This is a genomic window from Streptomyces sp. NBC_01723 (assembly GCF_036246005.1).
In the GTDB taxonomy this organism is placed as follows: domain Bacteria; phylum Actinomycetota; class Actinomycetes; order Streptomycetales; family Streptomycetaceae; genus Streptomyces.
This window is the reverse complement of sequence record NZ_CP109171.1, coordinates 8,643,489-8,664,811: the sequence shown is the minus strand read 5'-3', so window position 1 is coordinate 8,664,811 and position 21,323 is coordinate 8,643,489. Positions and strand designations below refer to the sequence as shown.

The 21,323-nt window shown below is 72.7% G+C and carries 17 protein-coding genes and 2 pseudogenes; 4 read left to right on the top strand and 15 right to left on the bottom strand.

Annotated features, from left to right (window positions below; genetic code table 11):
* Positions 1-28: 28 nt before the first annotated feature.
* A pseudogene (locus OIE75_RS40280) lies at positions 29-1,236 on the bottom strand (RNA-guided endonuclease InsQ/TnpB family protein).
* A 25-nt stretch (positions 1,237-1,261) separates the two neighbouring features.
* Here OIE75_RS40280 and tnpA point away from each other — a divergent pair.
* The gene (gene tnpA / locus OIE75_RS40275) at positions 1,262-1,678 is read left to right on the top strand and encodes an IS200/IS605 family transposase (protein WP_329468936.1); all 417 of its coding nucleotides are present in this window, start codon (positions 1,262-1,264) and stop codon (positions 1,676-1,678) included.
* Positions 1,679-1,851: 173 nt separating this feature from the next.
* Here tnpA and OIE75_RS40270 read toward each other — a convergent pair whose 3' ends face one another.
* From OIE75_RS40270 to OIE75_RS40235, 8 genes are all read right to left on the bottom strand, one after another.
* A complete protein-coding gene (locus OIE75_RS40270) occupies positions 1,852-3,369 on the bottom strand; it encodes an FAD-dependent monooxygenase (RefSeq protein ID WP_443078434.1) in 1,518 nt (505 codons plus the stop codon).
* 101 nt (positions 3,370-3,470) lie between these two features.
* Positions 3,471-4,976, bottom strand: coding sequence for an FAD-dependent oxidoreductase (locus OIE75_RS40265; RefSeq protein WP_329468938.1), 1,506 nt, complete (start codon positions 4,974-4,976; stop codon positions 3,471-3,473).
* A 1-nt stretch (position 4,977) separates the two neighbouring features.
* Complete coding sequence (locus OIE75_RS40260; RefSeq protein ID WP_307017476.1) at positions 4,978-5,922, bottom strand: aromatase/cyclase; 945 nt, start codon at positions 5,920-5,922, stop codon at positions 4,978-4,980.
* Between the two features lie 68 nt (positions 5,923-5,990).
* Positions 5,991-6,776, bottom strand: a complete 786-nt coding sequence (gene fabG / locus OIE75_RS40255; RefSeq protein WP_329468940.1) for a 3-oxoacyl-ACP reductase FabG — start codon at positions 6,774-6,776, stop codon at positions 5,991-5,993.
* A gap of 13 nt (positions 6,777-6,789) precedes the next feature.
* Positions 6,790-7,065: a phosphopantetheine-binding protein gene (locus tag OIE75_RS40250; RefSeq protein WP_307017473.1), complete on the bottom strand. Its 276-nt coding sequence runs from the start codon at positions 7,063-7,065 to the stop codon at positions 6,790-6,792.
* A gap of 98 nt (positions 7,066-7,163) precedes the next feature.
* On the bottom strand, positions 7,164-7,493 hold the full coding sequence (locus OIE75_RS40245; RefSeq protein WP_329468943.1) for a TcmI family type II polyketide cyclase: 330 nt from the start codon (positions 7,491-7,493) through the stop codon (positions 7,164-7,166).
* A gap of 103 nt (positions 7,494-7,596) precedes the next feature.
* A complete protein-coding gene (locus OIE75_RS40240; protein WP_329468945.1) occupies positions 7,597-8,292 on the bottom strand; it encodes an antibiotic biosynthesis monooxygenase family protein in 696 nt (231 codons plus the stop codon).
* A 47-nt stretch (positions 8,293-8,339) separates the two neighbouring features.
* Positions 8,340-9,821: an FAD-dependent monooxygenase gene (locus OIE75_RS40235; protein WP_307017467.1), complete on the bottom strand. Its 1,482-nt coding sequence runs from the start codon at positions 9,819-9,821 to the stop codon at positions 8,340-8,342.
* A 165-nt stretch (positions 9,822-9,986) separates the two neighbouring features.
* Here OIE75_RS40235 and OIE75_RS40230 point away from each other — a divergent pair, with 165 nt between their 5' ends.
* Positions 9,987-10,454: a nuclear transport factor 2 family protein gene (locus tag OIE75_RS40230; RefSeq protein WP_307017464.1), complete on the top strand. Its 468-nt coding sequence runs from the start codon at positions 9,987-9,989 to the stop codon at positions 10,452-10,454.
* Between the two features lie 12 nt (positions 10,455-10,466).
* On the opposite strand, the gene OIE75_RS40225 is transcribed toward OIE75_RS40230, so the two are convergent.
* From OIE75_RS40225 to OIE75_RS40215, 3 genes are all read right to left on the bottom strand, one after another.
* Positions 10,467-11,429 carry a 4'-phosphopantetheinyl transferase family protein gene (locus tag OIE75_RS40225; RefSeq protein WP_329468946.1) on the bottom strand — a complete coding sequence of 321 codons (963 nt, stop codon included), beginning with the start codon at positions 11,427-11,429 and terminating at the stop codon, positions 10,467-10,469.
* A 94-nt stretch (positions 11,430-11,523) separates the two neighbouring features.
* Positions 11,524-13,335: an acyl-CoA dehydrogenase gene (locus tag OIE75_RS40220; RefSeq protein WP_329468947.1), complete on the bottom strand. Its 1,812-nt coding sequence runs from the start codon at positions 13,333-13,335 to the stop codon at positions 11,524-11,526.
* A gap of 95 nt (positions 13,336-13,430) precedes the next feature.
* Positions 13,431-14,408, bottom strand: a complete 978-nt coding sequence (locus OIE75_RS40215) for an aromatase/cyclase (RefSeq protein WP_307017459.1) — start codon at positions 14,406-14,408, stop codon at positions 13,431-13,433.
* Positions 14,409-15,118: 710 nt separating this feature from the next.
* Between OIE75_RS40215 and OIE75_RS40210 the strand changes: the two genes are divergently transcribed.
* A complete protein-coding gene (locus OIE75_RS40210) occupies positions 15,119-15,343 on the top strand; it encodes a DUF6059 family protein (RefSeq protein WP_307017457.1) in 225 nt (74 codons plus the stop codon).
* A gap of 33 nt (positions 15,344-15,376) precedes the next feature.
* Here OIE75_RS40210 and OIE75_RS40205 read toward each other — a convergent pair whose 3' ends face one another.
* A complete protein-coding gene (locus OIE75_RS40205) occupies positions 15,377-16,198 on the bottom strand; it encodes an AfsR/SARP family transcriptional regulator (protein ID WP_307017456.1) in 822 nt (273 codons plus the stop codon).
* Between the two features lie 1,346 nt (positions 16,199-17,544).
* A pseudogene (locus tag OIE75_RS41665) lies at positions 17,545-17,670 on the bottom strand (IS110 family transposase); the annotation flags it as partial.
* Between the two features lie 521 nt (positions 17,671-18,191).
* On the opposite strand from OIE75_RS41665, the gene OIE75_RS40200 reads away from it, so the two are divergent.
* On the top strand, positions 18,192-19,274 hold the full coding sequence (locus OIE75_RS40200) for an IS110 family transposase (protein ID WP_329468948.1): 1,083 nt from the start codon (positions 18,192-18,194) through the stop codon (positions 19,272-19,274).
* A 118-nt stretch (positions 19,275-19,392) separates the two neighbouring features.
* Here the strand turns inward: OIE75_RS40200 and OIE75_RS40195 are convergent, their stop codons facing one another.
* Entirely contained in the window at positions 19,393-20,220 is an 828-nt protein-coding gene (locus tag OIE75_RS40195) for an AfsR/SARP family transcriptional regulator (protein ID WP_307017454.1), read from the bottom strand.
* Between the last annotated feature and the right edge of the window lie 1,103 nt (positions 20,221-21,323).

Sequence of the window (21,323 nt, the reverse complement as noted above, 5' to 3'; positions counted from 1 at the left end):
CGCCGCCCTGAAGGACGGCGATTCCCGCCTACCGCGGCGTTGAAGGCTGCGGTGTCGGGTGGGTTCCTGCTTCGCTGCGCGGTGCCGGGACGAGTCCCGGTCTTACCTGCGCTCCACAGGCTGACACGGCCAGTCCGGCCGCCTTGGCGACGTTGACCGCCGCGTTGATGTCCCGGTCCAGGACCGACCCGCACGCCCCACACGTCCACACACGGACGTGCAGCGGCTTCGGGCCGTCCTTCACGCCGCACTGCGAGCACACCTGGGAGGTCGGCTCGAAGCGGCCGGTCTTCACGAAGGTGCGCCCGTACCGTGCGGCCTTGTACTCCAGCATGTTCACGAACGCCGACCATCCGGCGTCGTGGACGGACTTGGCCAGCGCGTGCGGGCGAGTCCCTTCACCGCCAGGTCCTCCACGGCGACCGCTTGGTTCTCGCGGATCAGCTTCGTGGAGAGCTGGTGGTGGAACTCGCGGCGTGCGTCGGCCACCCTCGCGTGTGCGCGAGCGACCTTGATCCGGGCCTTGTCCCGGTTGCTGGAGCCCTTCTCCTTGCGGGAGAGGGCGCGCTGTGCCTTCTTCAGGCGCTTCTCGGCGCGGCGCAGGAAGCGCGGGCTGTCGACCTTCGTCCCGTCGGAGAGGACCGCGAAGTGCCCGAGCCCGAGATCGATGCCCAGCTCGGGTGTGACCTCGGGAAGGGCTTCCTCCGGGCCGGTCTTCACGACGAAGCTCGCGAAGTACCGGCCCGCACTGTCCTTGACCACCGTCACCGTCGACGGCACGGAGGGCAGCGTCCGCGACCACTTCACCTTGACGTCGCCGATCTTCGGCAGACGCAGCTTTGCGCCGGTCGTGATCGACCAGCGGGCGTTCGCGGTAAGCCGGACGGCCTGCCGGGTGTCCTTCCGCGACTTGTACCGGGGTGCGCCCATACGGGGGCGCTTGCCTTTGAGCCCGTCGAAGAAGTTCTTGTACGCGGTGTCCAGGTCGCGGAGGGACTGCTGGAGGACGACCGCCGACACCTCGCCGAGCCAGGCCCGCTCCGGGGTGTTCTTCGCCTCGGTGATGAGCGCCTTCGACAGGTCCCCGGCCTTCGGGAACGGCATGCCTTCGCTGCGGGCGGTCTCCCGAGCGCGGAGCGCGTCGTTGTAGACCACCCGCGCACACCCGAACGCCCTCGCCAACGCGCTGCGCTGACCGGCGCTCGGGTACAGACGGAAGCTGTACCGAAGCTGCACGCGGATCACGGTACACAATTGGTTTATGGGTATTGATGAGAATGTTCGTACTGGTCGTCACTGTGTTTTCCGCATGCATGTCCACTTGGTTTTCGTGACGAAGTACCGGCACAAGGTCTTCGCCGATCGACACCTGACGCGGTGCGAGGAGATCATGCGGGCCGTGTGCGAGGACTTCGAGGCCGAGCTGGTCGAGTTCAACGGCGAGAACAACCACGTCCACCTGCTCGTGAACTTCCCGCCGAAGGTCGCCGTGTCCAAGCTGGTCAACAGCCTCAAGGGCGTCTCTTCCCGGCGGCTGCGCCAGGAGTTCCCCGACCTCGTCCGCCACTACTGGCGGGCACAACGACTCTGGTCCGGCTCGTACTTCGCCGGTTCCGTCGGCGGCGCACCGCCCAGCATCGTGAAGCAGTACATCGAGCAGCAGAACCGGCCGCTCTGACCTGGGCTGAGGTGAACGATGCGGATCCGTGCACACAGCTGAGGTCAGAGCAGCTCTCAGATTCGCTTCACCACCGGGCTGAAGCCCGCTGCACTGCGAACAGTCCCGGTAGCTCTGGCGCAGCAGTGAGGGGTGCCGCCCGCTGGTTTGGGCGGCACCCCTCACTGCGTACGTCAGTGTCCGGCGGGCTCGCCGAACCAGCGGGCGAGGGCGGTGGCGAGGCCGTCCACGGCGCCGGCGCCGGTCCACGCGACGTGTCCGTCAGGCCGGACCAGCACCGCCTGTGCGCCCGCGAACACGGCACCGCGGTCGGCCGTGCGGGCGGTGACGGTCACGACGTCGACGCGGCCGGCCCAGGGCGCGGCGGCCTCGCGCAGGCCGGGGTCGCCGACGAGGTCGAGCAGGACAGCGTGTCCGGCGTGCAGCAGGGCGAAGGTGTCGGTCTCTGTGTCGGGCCCGGTCAGCGGCGTCTTGCCGAGGCGGCGCCCGAGGAGCGGGTGCGTGCTCCCGCCGTCGCCGGGCTCGCTGCCGTCGATGCCGTCGTAGCGGATGTCGAGGTGGGAGACGATGCCCGCGAGGTGGCGGCGGACCGTGTCGTGGCCGGTCAGCTCGGTGATGATCCGGCGCAGCGGCTCGGCCTGGTCGCCGCCGAGGAAGACCATGCCCTGGGCGCGGGTGTTCATCAGCAGGCGGCGCCCGACGGGGTGGCGCTCGGCGTGGTAGGTGTCGAGGAGGGCCTCGTCGGCGCGTGAGGTGACGACGGCGGCGAGCTTCCAGCCGAGGTTGGCGGCGTCCTGGACGCCGGTGCTCAGGCCCTGGCCGCCGGCGGGCAGGTGGATGTGCGCGGCGTCGCCGGCCAGCAGCACGCGGCCGCGTCTGTACTGGGCGGCCTGGCGGGTCGCGTCGCTGAAGAAGCTGACCCACTCGGCGCCGCCGCCGCTGATGTCCTCGCCGGTGATGTGCTCCCAGGCCTTGGCGACCTCCTCGAAGGTGACGGTGTCGTCGGCGCTGCGGGCGGCGGCGCCGTGCGGGCACACGATGATGCGGTGCACGCCCTCGCCCAGCGGGGCGGCCATCACCATGCCGTTGGGAAGGGTCTCGCCGAGGTAGCGGGGCTTGAGGTCGAGGCCGGTCACGTCGGCGAGGAACATCGCCCGGGTGGCCTCGGTCCCGGGGAAGTCGATGCCGACGAGCTTGCGCACCGTGCTCTTGCCGCCGTCGCAGCCCACCAGGTAGGGCGCGCGCAGCTGCCGCACGCCGTCCGCGGTGCCCACGGTGACCTCGACGTGGTCGCCGTCCAGGAAGCCGTCGGCGACGGCGAGGACCTCGTACCCGCGGCGGATCTCGGCACCGAGGTCGGTGGCCCATGCGGCGAGGACGGCCTCGGTCTGGCTCTGCGGGATACCGCGGGCACCGAAGTGGGCGCCTTGAAGGGCGGTGAAGTCGAACTGGACCCCGCCGAAGTGGCCGACGGGGCTGACCTCCAGGGTCTCGCCCTGCCCGAAGCGCGGCAGCAGCCCGCGCTGGTCGAAGACCTCCATCGCGCGGGCGGTGAATCCCAGGCCGCGGGACTGGCCGGTGGGCTCGGGCAGCTTGTCGAGGACGATCACTTCCGCCCCGCCCAGGCGCAGTTCGCCCGCGAGCATCAGTCCGGTCGGGCCTGCGCCTACGACGATGACGTCGGCGTCCATCGTGGTGTCCTGCATGGTGGTCAAATCCCTCTCATCTTCAGTGGTCCGTGCTCGGCGGGGGCGTGCGAGGGCGGGAAGTGTCCGGTCCGGGGACGAACGGCTCAGGCAATGCCGAACCACCGCCCGGCCGCCTCGGCGAGCCCGTTCCCGTCCCTGCCGCCCGCCCAGACGACGTGGCCGTCGGGCCGGACCAGCAGGGCCGGTGTCCGTTCGAGCGGTGAGCCGGGGGCCGGGTGCGCGGTGACCGTGTCGACACGGCCGGCCGCGGTGGCGTCGAGCCGCGGCGGCGGGGCGCCGAGACCCAGGAGCAGCCCGCGCCCGGAGCGCAGCAGTTCGGCCGTGGTGCAGACGATCTCGCCGACGCGCAGCCGCACGTGCGGCAGCCGCGCCCCCCGCAGTGGGTGCTCGGGTCCCCCGACGTCGTAGCGGACGTCGAGGCCGCTGATCATTGCGGCGAGAGGGGCACGCACCTCCTCGTGGGCGACGAGTTCGGCGAGGACCGTGCGCAGCGGTTCCACCTCGGGGCCGCCGAGCAGCAGCAGGGCCTGGGCCCGGATGTTGCCGAGGACGGCGGCGCCGACGGCGGCGCGTTCGGTGTCGTAGCTGTCGAGGAGAGCGGCGGGTGCGGTGCCGTCGACGGCGGCGGCGAGCTTCCAGCCGAGGTTGTAGGCGTCCTGGAGGCCGAGGTTGAGTGCCTGGCCTCCGATGGGCATCTGCCGGTGGGCGGCGTCCCCGGCGAACAGGACGCGGCCGTGCCGGTAGCGGGCCAGGATCCGGTTCTCGTCGTCGAAGTGGCCCACCCACAGCGGGGTGGCGCCGGTGATGTCCTCCCCGGTGACGCGCTTCCAGGCGGCCGCCAGCTCGTCGAAGTCCGGGGCGCCGGCGCGTTCGCGGACCGCGGCACCGAACTCGTGCACCATCACGCGGGTCACGCCGGCGGGGTTGCGGGCGGCGACGGCGAGGCCGCCGGGGAGGCGTTCGAAGCGCCGGTTCGGAATGTCGACGCCCTCGACGTCGGCGCGCAGCAGCTCGCGGGCGGCCGGGGTGCCGGGGAAACCGGCGCCGGCCAGGCTGCGCACCGTGGAGTCCTGGCCGTCGCAGGCGACGAGGTGGGCGGCGCGCAGGGTGACACGGGTGCCGTGGCGGCTGGTGGCGGCCGCCACGACGTGGGAGCCGAGGTCCCGCACGGCGTGCAGGGTGTGGCCGCATCTGAGGTCGGCGCCGAGGCCGAGGGCCCACTCCTCCAGGACCGCCTCGGTCCTGGTCTGCGGCACCTTCCACTGTCCGGGGTAGGGACCGGGCAGGGTCAGGTCGAGGGGGATGCCGCCGAAGTGACCGCGCGGCTCGCACGGCGGGCTGCCGAGGTCCGCGAGCAGACCCCGGCTGTCCAGCAGTTCCATGGTGCGGGCATGCAGGGTGGAGGCCCGGGACTCCGTGGTCGGGCCGTGGCGCCGCTCGACGAGGGTCACCTGGATGCCGCGCAGCGCCAGTTCACCGGCGAGCAGCAGGCCGACGGGGCCCGCGCCGACGACGATCACCTGGGTGTCGACCGTCTCGGCGGGCCCGGTGCGCGAAGACCGGCCGTTAGGGTGCGGGGCGCCGGCCATGTCAGCGGTTCCGCTCCGCGTGGTCCTTGGCGTGGCCGAGGGTGGCGAGGCTGTTGGTGCTGAGCGCGCCGTGCACATAGGCCCGGGCATCGGCGACGGTCGCCTCGGGGCCGAGGATCCGGGCGATGTTGTCCGTGTTGAGGGTGACGGTGTGCTGGGAGCTGGCCGTGGTACCCGAGTCCTCGGTCTCCTCGAAGGTCCACACTCCGGTGTGCAGGGTCATCAGGGCCGGCAGCGTGACCTGCTTGTAGGCGATGCGGTGGTGGCCCAGGACGACCCGGTAGGACTTCGTCGTGTGCGTGGAGCCGTCCTTGGCGCGGGTGTCCATCTCCAACTCCTGGAGGCCCGGGGTGTCCTCGGTGAAGCGGACACGGGCCACGTGCGGCAGCCGCTGCGGCCACAGCCCCGCCTCGTTGACGAAGGCGAAGGCGTCCTTGGCCGAGCCGTGGATCGTCACGGTGTCGGTGAAGGAGAAGGTCAGTTCCTGCGCGTCGGCGGCGTGGACGCGCTCGACGTTCTCCTTCAGCGCGGTCAGTTCACTGGTGCTGTTCCTGTCCACGGCCCGCTCGATCCACAGCAGGTCGTGGGGGTCGTCGTCGATGGCCCGGTAGTCGTGCAGGAGCCTGACGCGCGAGGTGCCCTCGTCGAGGGGTTCGACGATCCAGGTGCCGCCCATGGCGGCGACCGGCGGTGCCGGCACCTCCTGGCGGAAGGTGATGCGCAGGGCCTCGGGGTCGAGGGTGCGGTGCGAGGTCCAGGTCTTGGGCTCACCGTTGGCGGTGGCCCAGATGCGGATGCGCTCCTGGTCGCCGCCGGTCTCCTCGCGGTCGACGTGGATGGTGGGCGGGAAGATCCGCGGCCAGTTGGTCACCTCGGCGAGGAGACGGTAGACGGCGGCGGCAGGCGCGCTGATGGTGATCTCGTGCTCGACCTCACGAGTCGTCATGACGGCTTCTCCTCGGCGGTACCGGCTGTGCGGACGGCGGGAGCGCGGGCTCCCGGTGGGCGGGCGGCCTAGAAGTTGCCGAGGCCGCCGCAGACGTTGAGTGCCTGGGACGTGATGGACGCCGCGGTGTCGGAGGCGAGGTAGCCGACGAGGCCCGCGACCTCCTGGGGCGTGGAGTAGCGGCCGAGCGGAATCTTGGCCTGGAACTTCTTGAGGATCTCGTCCTCGCTGGTGTCGTACGCCGCGGCGTAGCCCTGCCGCACCCGCTGGGCCATCGGCGTCTCGACGTATCCGGGACAGACGGCGTTGACGGTGATGCCGGTCGGCGCGAGTTCGTTGCCGAGGGCCTTGGTGAAGCCGACGACCCCGTGCTTGGAGGCCGAGTAGGGGGCGCCGAGGACGACTCCCTGCTTGCCGGCGGTGGAGGCGATGTTGATGATCCGGCCGCGGTCCTTGGCGCGCATGCCGCCGGTGGTCAGGACCTCACGGGTCATCCGGAACACGCTGTTGAGGTTGGTGTCGATGACGTCGTTCCACAGCTCGTCGGTGATGTCCGCGGTGGGACCGCCGCCGGAGCGGCCGGCGTTGTTGACGAGCACGTCTACGGTGCCGAACGCGGCGACGGCACCGAGCACGAACTCCTTGACACAGGCGGCGTCGCGGACGTCGAGCTGCCGGCCGTCCACGTCGAGGCCCTCCTCGCGCAGCGCTTTGGCGGTGTGGGCGACGTTGTCCGCGTCGCGCGCGCCGATGAACACCTGGTGTCCCTGGTGCGCCAGCAGCCGGGCGACTTCCAGGCCGATGCCGCTGGTCGCACCGGTGACGAGGGCGACCCTGCGGGTGGAGTCGGACATGGGGTGCTCCCTTTCAGGCGGCCCGGGCCCCGGGCAGGGACAGCTGGGCGTTGACGATGTCGAGCAGGTCGCGCGGCGTGATGTCGTCGCCGAGGTCGTCGTCGTCCAGGACGATGTTGTACTCGCGCTCGATGCGGCCGCCGGTCTCCAGCAGCGCGATGGACTCGTAGCCGAGGACCGCGAACGTGGTGTCCTGGATGTCTCCGTCGAGGTCGACGTTCTCGTCCGCACCCGCGGCCTCGAGAAGGATGCGCCGGAGGTCGTCGAGGGTGAACTGGATACTGGCCATGGGGTGCTTCCTTCGGTCTCGGGGCGGTGGCGCGCCCCAGCTGATCGTTTCTGGTGCGCACAGGCCGGCCGGCGGCCCGCCGGTGGTGTGCCGTCCGCTCAGGCGGACGCCTCCCACCGGTAGAAGCGCCGTGCCATGGCGTCGGCCGGGGAGCGCCAGGTCGCGGGGTCGTAGGGGTCGATGAACGGTTTGAGGTCGTCGCTGATCCGCACGAAGCGCGGGTCGTCCTTGGCGCCCTGGATCAGCTCGCCGCCGTTGTCCTCGTCGAAGTCCTGGAGGTGGAAGTAGAGGCCGTTGAAGGCGAACAGCTGGCGCCGCCGGGTGCCCATCCGGTGCGGCATGTCGGTCGCGTCGAACTCGGCGAACAGTTCGGCGACGTCCGCGCTCGAGCCGGGCGCCATGCGGGCCACGATCAGCGTGCTGTGCATAGTTCTCGCTCCTTGGCGGGTCCGATGGGGTGCGCGGGGCACGGGTGCCGGCCGGCGGCCGACGCCGTAGGGCCGGCGCGCGCCACCCGGTGCGCGGGCCGGGTTACTCGCCCGCGGCGCGCGTGTGCACGACGCGGTAGGTGTTCGCGTCGCACGCGATCTGCAGCTCGGCGATGCGCTCGTCGTTGGTCTGCCGCGGCTTGGGCTTGCGCGCGTGGGGCAGGTCGCGGAACGCCTCGTAGCTCTCCTTGCTGTCCCACTGGGAGTAGACGACGGCGAAGGCGCCCTCGACGAACATGGCGCGCAGCCCCTTGAAGACACTGTGCGAGCGGTAGCCGGGGACGTTCACCAGCCATTTTTGGCCCTCGCCCAGGAGCTTGACCAGCTCGGCCTGGTCGGCCTCGGCGACCCGGTGGACCTCGATGGCCGTGTAGTCGTCGCGCCCCGGCGAGACCTCGACGCGGCCGCCGAGACCGGGGTGGGCCTGGGAGAAGGCGATCTCGTTCTGCAGCAGCCGGATGGCCGTGGTGATCTCGCGGAAGACGGGCAGTGTGCGGTGCTTGAACTCGTCGCCGGCGTAACGCTTCTCCAGGTCCTCGCCGCTGCGCCACTGGATCAGGTTGGCGGTGCCGGGGGTGTCCTGCCCGGCATGCACGGTCGAGGAGATCCATCCCTCGTAGGCAGCCGTGTCGACGATCTTGCCCATCTCGGTGAGCAGCTGCTCCTGGTGCTCGGGGGTGTCGGTGGTGAACAGGTTGAGGACGGTCAGGTAGTTGTCCTCGGTGGAGATGATCGGCATGGTTCCTTCGCTTCCTCGGGATACGTGTGTGCGGTCAAAAGGACCGGTCAGGCGGCGGGGCCGAACCAGCGGGCGAGCGCGTCGGTGAGCGGCATGCCCGTGGCACCGGCGGCCGGTCCCTCACCGGCGGCGCCCACCCAGGCGATGTAGCCGTCGGGACGGACGAGCACGGCGCCGAGGCCGTCTTCGGCGTCCTGCACGGTGACGGTGTCCACGCGGTCGGACCAGCCGTGGCCGGCGGCACGCAGATCCTCGCTCCCGGTGAGGTCGAGCAGCAGGCCACGGCCCGGCTGCAGGAAGGAGAAGACGCCCTGCTTCACGCCGTCCCGGGTGACCTGCTTGTCCTCCAGGCGGCGGCCCAGCAGCGGGTGGCGGTCGCATCCGACGTCGTGGCGGATGTCGAGCCCGGTGACCATGCCCACCAGGTGGCGCTGTACCTCCTCGTGCCGCACCAGCTCGGCGAAGACCTGCCGCAGCGGCGCGACCTCCTCGCCGCCGAGGTAAAGGGTGCGCTGGGCGAGGGTGTTGGCGAGGATGCGGGCTGCGACCGGGTGGCGCTCCAAGTGGTAGCTGTCGAGCAGCCCCTGGGGGGCCAGGCCCTTGACGTCCAGCGCGAGCTTCCAGCCGAGGTTGACGGCGTCCTGGATGCCGGCGCTCATGCCCTGGGCGCCGATCGGCAGGTGGATGTGGGCGGCGTCGCCGGCGACGAAGACGCGGCCCTTGCGGTACTGGGTGGCCTGCCGGCTGACATCGGTGGTCGAGGAGACCCACAGCGGTGTGGCGCCGCTGATGTCCTCGCCGGACAGGCGGTGGAACGCCTCGGCGACCTCGTCGAAGGTGATCGGGCCCTGGCCGGTGCGCATCGGCTGTGCGCGGTCGTAGTAGATGACGCGGCTGCGGTCCGGACCGAGCGGCAGCACCATGACCATGCCGCCGGGCACCGGCTCGCCGCTGAAGCGCGGGCGCAGCTGTACGCCGGCGATGTCGGCGAAGCGCAGTTCGACGGTGGGCGCGGTGCCGTCGAAGTCGATCCCGGCGCTGGTGCGCACGACGCTGCGGGCGCCGTCGCAGCCGACGACGTGGCGGGCGCGGAGCGTGCCGGTGCCCTCGGCGGTGGCCACGTGGACGCGGACCTCGTCGTCGTCCTGTTCGACGCCGGTGACCTCGACTCCGCGGCGCACCTCGACACCGCGCTCCGCGATCCAGCCGGCGAGCATGCCCTCGGTCCGCGACTGGGGGATTCCGCGGGCTCCGTACGAGCCGTTCGCAATGACCCGGTAGTCGAGCGGCACTCCACCGAAATGACCGAACGGAATGACGTCGACATCGCCGAGCCGGGATATGAGTCCACGCTGTGCGAATTCCTCGATCGTGCGCGCGGAAAAGCCGAGGGCGCGGGATTCCTTGATGGGTTCGGCAAGCCGGTCCACGACCAGGGCGGAGACTCCATGGAGACTCAACTCGCCCGCGAGCATGAGTCCGGTGGGCCCTGCTCCTACTACGATCACGTCCGCGTCAAAGGTGTCCATCTTCCCTCTTCCGACTGGTGTTTGATGAGTATTGCCGGACCATGGAGGAACGGTAAAGCGAGTCCGGTACAGGCTTTGCGCAATCCATTACAGAACTTCGCCGGTAATGTCAGATCTCTGGCAGGGTGCTGGTCCGCCGGCCGCGCCCGGCGCCATGCTCGAGCGGTGACTTCCCCTCTCTTGCCCGCCGATTCGGCCGCGGCCGCCGATTCCGCGGACGCCGCAGTGGTCGCCGAACTCATGGGCCGTTATCTGGTCACGCTCGACGACGAGGAGCCCGACGACGCGTGGGCCCGGAGCCTGTTCACCGAGGACGCGACCGTCGCCTTCCCGATGAGCCGCCACCAGGGGTGCGCCGGACTCGCCGAGTGGCACCGCGCCTCGCTCGCGGCGTTCGCGCGCACCCAGCACCTGGGCTCGCCGGCGGTGGTGACCGTCACCGGGGACAGCGCGGTGTTCCGCGCCAACGTGCTGACCACGCACGTGCATCACCCGGGCGGGGACCGGCCGCCGCTCTTTCGTGCGGGGACGCTCGCCTCCGGCGAGGCCCGCAGGACGGCTGCCGGGTGGCGGATCGGCGAGCTGTCGTTCCGGGTCCTGTTCACCGAGGGCGAGCCCCCCGTACGGGGCTGATCACCGCGGGGCTCAGATGTCCACGGCCGGGCCCTCCTCCCCGGGCGGGGTCATCGCCGTGAGCAGGCGCGGGTCCAGCATGGTGGTGACCGAGGTGTCCCCGGCCGGGTCGAGCCCGGCGTCGTGGCAGGCCGCGCTGATCAGGTAGCGGCCGAGCACCGGATGGGTGGCGAACGCCCACTCGTCGCCGAGTGCCGCGGCACCGTCGGGGGTGCGCAGGCCGCCGAGGGCGAGGCCGAAGCCGAACTCGGTGAAGGCGAGCCGCATGCCCTGCCCGAGCGCCTTGGTGTACGCCTCCTTCAGGGTCCACAGCCGCAGCACGCACGCCGCCCGCTGCTGCGCGGACAGCGCGTCGAGTTCGGCCACCTCGGCCGGCGTGCACATCCGGCCGAGCATCAGGTCCAGGTCGAAGCGCCGGTCCGCGCACTCGGCGTCCAGTCCGATCCGGCCCATCCGGCTGATCCCGACGGCCATCAGCTCACCGGTGTGCGTCAGCGCGACCTCCACCTGGTCGAGGCCGCGCAGGTAGGGGCGGCCGCCGAGACGGTAGGCGATGTCGATGTCCTCGGGCCGGATGCCGAGCGCGGCCGCCGCGGTGTACTTGATGAGCAGCCGGGAAGCGGCGAACCGGCTGCGGACGGCGGGGTCGTTCGTGCCGGTGTAGCGGTTCCAGTCCCGCCCCAGCAGCGCCTCGAGGCGCGGCGTGGTGAGCACCGCGGGAAACCACTCGGTCCACGTCGCGTACGCCACCGTGGTCCCGCGCTCCAGGAGGTCCTCGCGTATGCGCAGCCAGGAGCTGTCCGGGCGCGGGATGTGCACGGGCGGCGCGACGGCGGAACCGTGCGCGGTGGCGACGACGCCCAGTGCGCTCAGACGCCGCAGGGTGTCGAGGACGCCCACGGCGTCACGGGAGTCGATGTCGTCCGTGACGCGGCCGTCGTCCCCGCGTGCGGCCACAGGCTCCCTGTGGTTCATGGTGTTCGCCTCCCAGCGTCGTCCTGCGGGTCCGGCGGCCGGCTCCCGGGCCGGCCGGCATCCCGGGCCGGATCGTTTCTGCCCAGTGGGGGCCTCACGCGAGCCGCATCCCGTAGAGGTCGAAGCTGCGCCCGTCGCGGTACCGGTCCACGAGCCGGGCCGCCAGCTCCTGGGTGATGCCGTCCGGCAGGTCAGGCACGTCCAGTCCGAGGCGGCGGCCGAACCTGGTCAGGGCGATCAGCGCCCACTCGGGCTCGGCGAGCAGGCCGCCGTCCGGGGTGCCGAGGCCGGCGTTCTCGCGGACCCCGAGGCAGGACGCGGCCGCGAGCAGCAGGCAGTACCGGTCGACGAGGACGTACGCGGCCGGTGCGAGCGCCCCGGTGTCCGGGCGCCCCAGGAGGGTGGCGCACCGCTGGGCGAGGCTGTGCACCTCGGCGGCGAAGGCGCGGGCGAGGTCGGCGAGCGCGGCCCACCTGGGGCCGCGGTCCCGCGTGCCGTCGAGCCGGGCGGCGGCGCCGGGCAGTACGGCGAGCAGACCGTCGCAGCCGCTGTGCGGATCGCGGGGTTTTGCGTCGAGCCGTCTAAAGTCGAGCGCGCTGCGCCCGGCACCCGGGGTGAAGAGGGCGCCGGGTGCTTCCTGTCCGTTGTCTGCGTCGCGGGCCGCGTGGGCGAGGGTGCGCAGATGGGGGACGAGCACGGCCTGGGTGTCGGCGGTGCCGGCGTGTCCGAGCCCGGCCACCGGGAGGTCGCGCACGAGTTTCTGGAAGCCGCCGTAGGCGGGGCCGCGGTCGTACCCGCGCGCACCGAGCACCGCGGCGAGTTCGTCGAGGTCCTCATGGAGCAGTGCCGACACGGCGTACTTGACGGCGGCGGAGGGAACCAGTGCGTGCTCGGGCGCCAGGTCGAGCAGCCGCAGACCGGTGACGGCGAGGCTGTCGCAGGCGAGCAGGTCGGCGAAGACTCCGGCGAGCACCCGGCCGCGGCGGCCGCGCAGTGTCAGGCCGCGCCGGGACTCGCTGACGGCCCGGACGGCGTAGCGCAGCGCGCTGTCCATTCCGCCGACCAGAGCACCGCCGGACACCAGCGCCCGGCTGACCTGGAAGGTGCGCAGGGAGAGGCTGACGCCCTCGCCCCGCTCTCCCACCAGGGCGTCGGCGGGCACCGGGCAGTCCTCGAGCCGCAGCCCCGCGTAGTGTGCGCCGCGCATGCCGTGGGTGCGGGCGCGGGGCAGCCGGTGCACGGCGTGCGCCGGCAGCCTGCCGCTCTCGAGCAGGAACACGGAGTGGCTGTCCGGGCCGTCGCCGGGCGCGGTGCGGACGTAGGCGACGAAGGTGTCGGCGCGGTCGGCGTTGATGACGACGTCCTTGCGGCCGTCGACCACGTAGCCGTCGGGCGCGGGCCGTGCGGTGTACTCGCCGCGCAGGATCGCGTTGGCGTGGGCGAACTCGCGGTGCAGGATCGTGATCCGGCCGCCGCCGAGCAGCAGCGACGCGGTGTCCCGGCGCTGGCGCTCGTCGCCCGCGGTCCACACCACGGACGCCGCGAACAGGGCGGTCACCCCGGCGCCGAAGCCGAGCGCGACGTCCCTGCGGAAGACCGGCCGCAGCACCTGGGTGAGTGCCTCGACGCCGGTGAAGCGGCCGCCCAGGACGGTGGGCACGAACTCGGCGGCCAGTTTGAAGCGGCCGAGCAGGTCTTCGGTGGCGGCGGGTACCTCGCGCCGTTCGTCGGCGGCGAGCAGCGCCTGCTGGCCGTGCGGGTTGCCGTCGGCGAAGGGGTCGCCGAGCAGGTCCTCGAGGTACCGGGCCCGGGCGGCTCCGTCACCAAAGACCCGCGGGACCCGGGCGTGAGCGGTCACACCCGCGGCCACGGTCGTGCCGGAACCCGCGGTGAGACTGTCGTTCACGTGCGACCTCCAACGTCGGCCCGTCCGGCGGGGGCGGAGGGGCAAGAACAGCGCGATGAGCGGGAGGGGTGCGGCCCGGGGGGAGGCGGTGCGGCTCAGGCCCGGCGGGCCGGCGCGCACTCGGCGTGCTCCCTGGCCAGCCGCAGCGCGACGCCGCTCTCCCGGGCGAGCCGGGAGCGCAGGGCCTTACGTGCGAGGCGTACCGCGTCCACGCCGTCGCCGTACCGCTCGCGGACACCGTCCTCGTCGAGGACCGCGTGGTGCCGCGCGACGACGGTGACCCCCGCGCCCCAGGGGTTGGGTTCGACCGACCATTCCCCCGCGTGCGCGGCGAGCAGCGCCGGCTCCTCGGTGTCCCTGATGTCCTTGTAGACGATGCGCCCGGCGTGCGGGAATCCGATCCGTACCGATTCCGTCGTCCGCGCGGTCCCGTCGGCGCCGTCGAGTTCCACGGTCATCAGCTGCACTCCGGGCCCGCGTTCGGCGATGTCGATCCCCTTCGCGCCGGGTACCGCGTCGGGCCGGTCGCCGAACCGGTGCAGGAAGTCGTACACCGGCTCGACGGGGGTGTCGACGCTCACGGCGTCCTCGAAGGACAGGACCAGGTCGTCGAGGCGGCGCCAGCGCTCGGCGAGCTGCCGGAGGTTGTCGAGGGCGGCCCGGCTGTTGGCGGTGGTGGCCCTCTTCACCCAGTCCACGTCGGCGCGCGCGTTGTCGGTCACGGTGAAGTCGTTGCTGAGGGTGACGAGCGACCGCTCGGGGCCTCGCGGTTCGACGGTCCAGCTGCCGCCCATCGAGGTCACCGGCCGGGGCAGCACCTCCTGGCGGAAGTCGACCCGGTGCGCCACCGGGTCCAGGACACGTCGGGTGGTCCAGGACTTGACCTCGCCGTTGGCCATGACCCACATCCGCAGCCGCTCCGACTCACCGTCGAACTCGAGCTGTTCGACATGGAGGGTCGGCGGCAGGAAGATGGGCCAGCGCAGCGCGTCGGCGATCAGACCGTAGAGCACGCCGGCGGGGGCGTCGACCTGCGCGTGCTGGGCCATGCGGTGCACGGGCGCGAGATACATCCCCACACCTCTCTCGTCTCGGCGTCCGGAAGGCGGGGCGGGCCGCCGTGGACGCCGCCCGCCTGTGGGTACAGGCTCGCCATGGACTGTGTCCTGATCCGGTGGAGAACGACTCGTCCGCTTCTCGAACACCGCTGGAATCCGCAGCGGAACACGGGGCGCCCCCGTGAACGACGACCGTGCTGGACGCCGGATCGATTAGGGCACGACCTCCCTGCCCCACCCTGCGGCACCGCTCCCCCACACCGGTGTCCGGACGGCCGCGCCGGGCAAACGCCACGCCGCCCCCGCACCCGACCCGGCCACTCGTCCGGGCGCTCTCCTCACCCCAAGACCGGGCCCGGCCGCTCCCCCGCCGCGTCACACCGGCACCGGCCCAGAGCCCGGCCACTCCCCCACCGCCCACACCCACACCGGCCCAGAGCCCGGCCACTCCCCCACCGCCCACACCGACACCGGCCCAGGGCCTTCACGCTCGCCTGAGGAGTTGCGCCCGCCCCACTCACACCCGTCCCACGGCCGCTTCCCGCACCGGGTGACACCACGTCGGGTCACGGAACACCGGCCCCCGCGACCATCACTGCGCCGGGACCTCCAGCCCGGTCACCGAACGCTCGACTCGGAGTCCAGAGGACGTCAGACGGTCCTCGAGGGGCCGCTTCCAGCCTGAGCGGAGTGGCACGACGATCCGCCGACCGAAGGGGGCCCCGATGACGATCGCCCGGCGTCTGCTCCGGCTGTCCCGCGCCCTGGCCACCACTGTCTGGCAGTCCATGGTCGCCGTCGGCGCCGTCCAGCTCGCCGGCGAGACGGCCCGCGCCGACACCCGCCTGGTGGACGCGCCTGCGCCGGGTCACCCCGAACGCCTGCGCCCCGACGTGCCGTTGACCGCGCTGGAGCGCGCGCTGCTGAAGGACATCGGCCCGGCACGCTGACGGACGCGGTGCAGCCGCCGGGCCGTCGCCGGGTCAGGCCGCGTACAGGTCGAAGGTAGAGGTGCGTCGCGGCCCGGACGCCAGGTCGAGCTGGGGGTCCACGGCGAGGATCGCCTGGTGCAGCCGCTGCAGCTGCGGCGAGGGCTCCACGCCCAGCTCGTCGACCAGGCGGCGGCGCAGCCGGTGGAAGACGTCGAGCGCGGCGGCCTGCCGCCCGCAGCGGTAGAGCGCCACCATGGCCTGGGAGTGCAGCCCCTCGTGTTCGGGGTGGCGGGCGATCAGGTCCGTGAGTTCGGCGGTGACTTCGGCGTGCCGGCCGATCCTGAGGTCGGCGTCGATGCGGCGCTCGCGCGTGACGAGCCGGCTCTCCGCCAGCCGCATCGCCTCGATCTCCAGGACCGGGCCGACGGGAACGTCGACCAGCGGAGGCCCCTGCCACAGGCTGAGCGCGGTGCGGTAGGTGCGGGCGGCCCGCTCGTCCTCGCCGTCCTCGAAGGCCTGCTGGCCCTCGGCGACGAGGCGTTCGTAGGCGTGGACGTCGACCGCCTCGGCCGGTATCTGCAGCAGATAGCCGCCGTGCCGGGTGGCCAGGACGTCCTTGGCGGTGCCCGGAGCGCCGGGCCCCATCGCGGTACCCAGCCGGCGCCGCAGCTGGAGGATGTAGGTCTGCAGGGTGGTCAGGGCGCTCTGGGGCAGTCCGGTGCCCCAGATCTCCTCCATGAGCGTGGGCACGGGCATGACCCGGCCCGGGTAGAGCGCGAGCAGGGCCAGGATCTGGCGCGGCTTCCCGGCCGTGGGAACGATCGACATCCCGTTGACGTCGGCACTCAGCGGACCCAGAACACGAATCTCCATGGCTTCCTTCCCCGTACCTCGACAACTGGACTCGGCTTTTGAGCCGGCGTTCGAACCGGTGCCCGAGGCTCGGTCGATATTGCGCCACGCGGGGGCCCGCTGTCCTTACCCCACGACGGATGCACGAGGCCCGCCGTATCCCGCCGCAACCACGCGCCCGCCCATTCGTCGAGGAGGCATCGAGCGGAATCCTTGCGGCCCCCCTCCCAGCAGTTCCTGCCGTATGGGCGGCACGCCGTTTTGCACACGGCGAGAAGACGGCGCGCCCCTGTTGCGCCGGCCCGTGCGCGGAGCCGTCCATTTACCCGTCGCCGGGGCCGGGCGGCCACACCGGGAAAGCGGCGTGAGGGTGCGGCGGCCGGATAGGGAAACCGGACGCGCGGCGCCCGGTTTCTTGTTCACGCGTACCGTCCGGAAGCCGGAATCCGGGAAGGGGGGCGCCGGCTCTTGGGCCGGCAGCGGGAATCGCCCCCCTCCCGGGCGGCGTCGCCCTCTGTTTCCGAACGGCCGGCCCCGCCCAGGCCCACTTTTCCCCGTACGGGGCTCAGGGCGCCGCCCACAGGGGGCAAGACTGGCCGGGGCGGCGGAGCGCAGCGCAGCGGCTCACCGGCGGACGGAAGGGGCAGGGCGGGCACCGCATCCGGGCGGACGCAGGGGGCGGTGCCCGCAACGGCCCGTGCGGGCCGGCTGCGTCGGCTGCCGGCACCACCGCGCCCGGGCCTTTGGGGGCGCCGCGCACCGCACCGGGCTGGGACCGCCCATCCTGGCTCTCCCGGCCCGTGCCGCTCCCCGGTCCTGGCCCTCCCGCCCGTGCGGTGGCCCGCCCGGGGCGCAGGACGCGGCCGCAGGGCTGGGCCGCGATGACGGGAGGACCGGGACGGCCGGGACGCCGCGGATGCCGCCGTCCCGGGGGCGTGGAGCGGTCAGGGAACCAGGAGGTCCGCTCAGAGAGGGTCCGCCAGGGAGGTCTGGCCGGGGGGCTGGCCGGGGAGGTCCGGGGGCGAGGGTGAACTGCCGTTCCGGGACGCGGTGTTGGGGTGCCGGGGAGGCGCCGGCCCCGGGAGGTGAACTGCCGTCTGGGCAGCCGGTGTTGGGTCCGGTGGGTGGGCACACGGGGGGGGCGTCGGCGGGAGCCGTCGGCGCGGCCCGGTGCAGTCCGGGTGGAGGGAGGCCGGCCCGCCGCCCGCCCGGGGGGGGGGGGGGGGGGGGGGGGGGGGGCGGGGGGGGGGGGCTGTGCTGAAGCCGGCCGGCCGGTCCCGCCGCGCGGGGGGTGCCTCTGTGTCTTTCGTCAAGCGGCGGGGGGGCTTCCCGGTTCGTAGAAGGTTCCGTCGCGGAGCATGGCGAACAGGACGCTGATGCGGTGGCGGCTTGTCGAACACCGTCTTCCCGGCCGGAGTCAGGCCGTGGCCGTGATGCGTCTGCTTGCCGACGTCCAGGCCACGGAAGATGCCCACCCCGTCGATACTGGTCACCGTGCCCCCACAGGTCTCGCAGCGTGCCGGCCCCAGGGGCGGAGGCCGTTCTCGCGCATCCACGGTATGCAGACCTGCCGCCCGCAGCGGCCGGGCATTGCGCCCGGCCGGGCGGTGGTCGGGCCTCTGATCAGCGTCTGTGACGGCACCCCTCGGACCCGGTGACACCACCCCCCAGGTCATCCCATCGACAGGGGGCAACAGTCATGCCGGGACCGGAGGCCAGCGGCCCTCTTGCAGGACCGCGAAGAAGACAACTGTGAGAGTTCTTCTGCGGCCCGGGATGGGTTGCTGCCAGGCTCGGCGCTCGTGATCCGGCATGACTCGCAAGATAACTGGCGTTCCGTCAAGGGCTGCCGTTCCCCCGAGATGTCTGCCGGACGCGGGCGTCGGCCTGGCCCACCCGTTGGCTTGATCAGCAGCTTGTCCGCCTTCCGGCGTGACTCATCACAGTTCCGCCACGTGGTGACTCCACCCAGGCCGACACCGTCACGGTCGTCCGCCCGGAGGAGAACAGCCGCATGACCATGCTCGCAGAACACGTCGATGGCGTCATCGGCGTCGACACCCACCGCGACACCCTCGCCGCGGCCGCCGTCAGCCCCATCGGCGCCGTGCTGGCCAGCACCGATTCCCCGGCCCACGCCCGCGGCTACCGACGCCTGCTGGACTTCGCCCGCCAGCAGGTCCCCGGCCGCCGCTGCTGGGCCCTGGAAGGCATCGGCAGCTACGGCGCCGGCCTCGCGGCCTTCCTGGACCAGGCCGGCGAGCAGGTCGTCGAGGTCTGCCGCCCAAAACGAGCGGCCAACCGCGGCGGCCGCAAGACCGACATGCTCGACGCCGTCCGGGCCGCCAAGGAGGCCCTGACCACCGAGCATCTGATCCAGCCCCGCCTCCGCGGCGAACGCGAGGCACTGCGGGTGCTGCTTGCCACCCGTCACGGCGCGGTCCTCGCTTCCACCGCCGCGATCAACCAGCTTAAGGCCCTGATCGTCTCCGCGCCGGACGGCCTCCGCTCCGAGCTGCGAAAGCTCAAGCGCCTCGAACAGATCGCCTACTGCGCTCAGTTCCGCGACCGCCCGGCCCAGGACCTGGAGCACCGGATGACGGTGCGGGCCATGCGGTCCACGGCCCAACGCGTCCAGGCCCTGCAGGCCGAGGCCAAGGGGCTCGAGAACGAGATCCTCACGCTGGTGCGGCACCAGGCCCCCGCGCTTCTCAACCTGCTCGGAGTCGGACCGATCACCGCCGCCCAGATCTTGGTCAGCTGGTCTCACCAGGGACGATTCCGCTCGGAAGCCGCCTTCGCCTCCTTCGCTGGAGTCTCGCCGATCCCTGCCTCGTCCGGGCTGACCAACCGACACCGGCTCAACCGCAGCGGCGACCGGCAGCTCAACCGGGCCATGCACACGATCACCTTGATCCGGATGCGGCTCGATCCCTCTACGAAGACGTACGTCGCACGCAAGATCGCCGAAGGTAAGACCTCCCGTGACGCGCAGCGATGCCTCAAGCGAGTGATCTGCCGCCAGGTCTTCAAGATCCTTGAGCGCTCCGACCGGAACCAACTCGGCAACGTCGAAGCACTCACTCAAGCGGCTTGACACGACATAGCAGCCTCGGGGTGTCCGCGGCCGGCGGGAGGGGCCTGACCCTGCGGTTGCGGCGGGCGGCGGTGGCGGGGCCGCTGCCCGCTCACGGGCGGGGCGGGGTGGGGCGGGGTCAGCCCACGCGGGCCACGGCCCGGCCGGTGGCCTCCGGGCCGCGGGCCGGGGCGGTCTCCGCGGCGGCCGTGAGGATGGAGCGCTGGAGCCGGCTGATCGTCGTCGACGGTTCGAGTCCCAGCTCGTGCACGAGGGTGGCCCGCAGCCGCTGGTAGACGCTCAACGCCTCGCCGCGCCGTCCCGAGCGGTGCAGGGCCACCATGAACTGGCCGTGCAGGCTCTCGTGCATCCGGTGCCGGTTGACCAGGACGGTCAGCTCGGACAGCAGTTCGCGGTGGCGGCCGAGTCTGAGGTCGGCCTCGATGCGCTGGTCCAGCGCGCACAGCCGCAACTCCTCCAGGCGCTTGACCTCCAGGCCGAGCCGGCTGCCGGCGCTCACGTCGGCCAGCGCGGTGCCGGTCCACAGTGCCAGGGCCTCGCGCAGCCTGCGTGCGGCGCCCGTGAAGTCCTCGGCGTCCACGGCCCGGTAGCCGGCCCCGGCGCGCTGCTCGAACTCGCGGAAGTCGACCCGGCCGCCCCGGCTGTCCAGGCGGTAGCCGCCGGGCAGGGTGACCAGGACGTCCTTGGCGGTGACGTCGCGTTCGCCGCCGGCGGCCAGCGCGGCGCCGATGAGCTCGCGCAGCTGCAGCACATAGGTCTGCAGGGTGGTGCGGGCGCTGCGCGGCGGCTCGTCGTCCCACAGCTCCTCGATCAGGCAGGAGACGGGGACCACCCGGTCGGCGTGCAGGGCCAGCAGGGCCAGCACCTGACGCGGTTTCGGGGCGGTCGGTGTGATCGAGACGCCGTGCTCGCGTACGGACAGCGCGCCCAGAACTTCGATGTCCACTGTCTTGTCCCCCTTGGAGTCCCATGCCGGTTGCTGCGGGTCCGTGCCGCGAGGGCCGCCGCTTGGACACCCGGAGGGCTCTCGACGACACTGGCTCGAAGACGATTAAAAAAACAGCACAGTCGGTTTGTCAATGGGGGTGGCGCACATCCGGCCATCCCGGCGCCCGGGGCCGACGGCGGCGGACGCCGGGCGCACGCTCGTGCCACCAGGACGGAAAGCCCTTCATACGGGGGGAGTTGCCGCGCCCGCGGGGGCGATGTTCCAGGTGGAGTCGAGGCCGGTATGCCACGCTGGAGGGGCAGGTTCCGGCCTCCCGGCGGCTGCTCCGTCCGGGGCACGGACGCCCGGACGGGAACCGCCGCCCGGGCACGGCCCCCCAAAGAACAGGGCGCATGGTCTTGTTATGGGCGAGGGCGGGGCAGTGTCCGCCCGCGCGCGGCGGGAGGGCGTCCGGGCGCGGCGGGAGGGCGAGCGTACGGGGACGGCGGACAGGCCGCGAGGACGTACCGGGGGGACAGGCCCGGAGGGCGTCCGGACGCGGCGGAAGTGGGCAGGCGTGGGGGCGGGGCAGAGCTGGGGGTGCGTGCCGGCCGGAGCCGGAGCCGCGACGGGAGGCCGCTGCGGCGGTGGCAGGCCCAAGCCGCAGGGCACTCGGCGCGCGCGGGCGGGACGGCGGCCGCAGGCGGCCGGCACGGTCGGCTCGAAGGCTGAGGACCCGGCAGCTGCGGGCTGCGGGTTGCGGGGTGTGGGCGGCCGGGACCGGGCTCCGCCGCCCACGGGTTGCGGGGTGGGGGCGGCCGGAACCGAGGAGGTCGGCTGCGGGTTGCGGGTGCCTCCCGGGCAGGGCTGCCCGCCCCGGGGCGGCCGGGGTTACCGAGGCGGCCGGGGCCGGCGGGGTGCCGGGGGTTGCCCGGGGCCGGGACAAGGAGTCAGCAGAGGCCGGTCCCCGGGGGTGCGAATCCCCGGGGGTGCGGGTCCCCGGGGGGTGCGAATCCCCGGGGGGTGCGAATCCCCGGGGGTGCGGGTCCCCGGGGGCGGGGGCCGCGTGCCCTCTCCGGGGGGTCAGTGGGGGCGGGGGGGCCGCGTGCCCTCTCCGGGGG

Coding starts and splice junctions, on each gene's coding strand:
- tnpA (WP_329468936.1), top strand. CDS start 1,262: ATGGGTATTGATGAGAATGTTCGTACTGGTCGTCACTGTGTTTTCCGC.
- OIE75_RS40270 (WP_443078434.1), bottom strand. CDS start 3,369: ATGGACGCCGACGTCATCGTCGTAGGCGCAGGCCCGACCGGACTGATG.
- OIE75_RS40265 (WP_329468938.1), bottom strand. CDS start 4,976: ATGGCCGGCGCCCCGCACCCTAACGGCCGGTCTTCGCGCACCGGGCCC.
- OIE75_RS40260 (WP_307017476.1), bottom strand. CDS start 5,922: ATGACGACTCGTGAGGTCGAGCACGAGATCACCATCAGCGCGCCTGCC.
- fabG (WP_329468940.1), bottom strand. CDS start 6,776: ATGTCCGACTCCACCCGCAGGGTCGCCCTCGTCACCGGTGCGACCAGC.
- OIE75_RS40250 (WP_307017473.1), bottom strand. CDS start 7,065: ATGGCCAGTATCCAGTTCACCCTCGACGACCTCCGGCGCATCCTTCTC.
- OIE75_RS40245 (WP_329468943.1), bottom strand. CDS start 7,493: ATGCACAGCACGCTGATCGTGGCCCGCATGGCGCCCGGCTCGAGCGCG.
- OIE75_RS40240 (WP_329468945.1), bottom strand. CDS start 8,292: ATGCCGATCATCTCCACCGAGGACAACTACCTGACCGTCCTCAACCTG.
- OIE75_RS40235 (WP_307017467.1), bottom strand. CDS start 9,821: ATGGACACCTTTGACGCGGACGTGATCGTAGTAGGAGCAGGGCCCACC.
- OIE75_RS40225 (WP_329468946.1), bottom strand. CDS start 11,429: ATGAACCACAGGGAGCCTGTGGCCGCACGCGGGGACGACGGCCGCGTC.
- OIE75_RS40215 (WP_307017459.1), bottom strand. CDS start 14,408: ATGTATCTCGCGCCCGTGCACCGCATGGCCCAGCACGCGCAGGTCGAC.
- OIE75_RS40210 (WP_307017457.1), top strand. CDS start 15,119: ATGACGATCGCCCGGCGTCTGCTCCGGCTGTCCCGCGCCCTGGCCACC.
- OIE75_RS40205 (WP_307017456.1), bottom strand. CDS start 16,198: ATGGAGATTCGTGTTCTGGGTCCGCTGAGTGCCGACGTCAACGGGATG.
- OIE75_RS40200 (WP_329468948.1), top strand. CDS start 18,192: ATGACCATGCTCGCAGAACACGTCGATGGCGTCATCGGCGTCGACACC.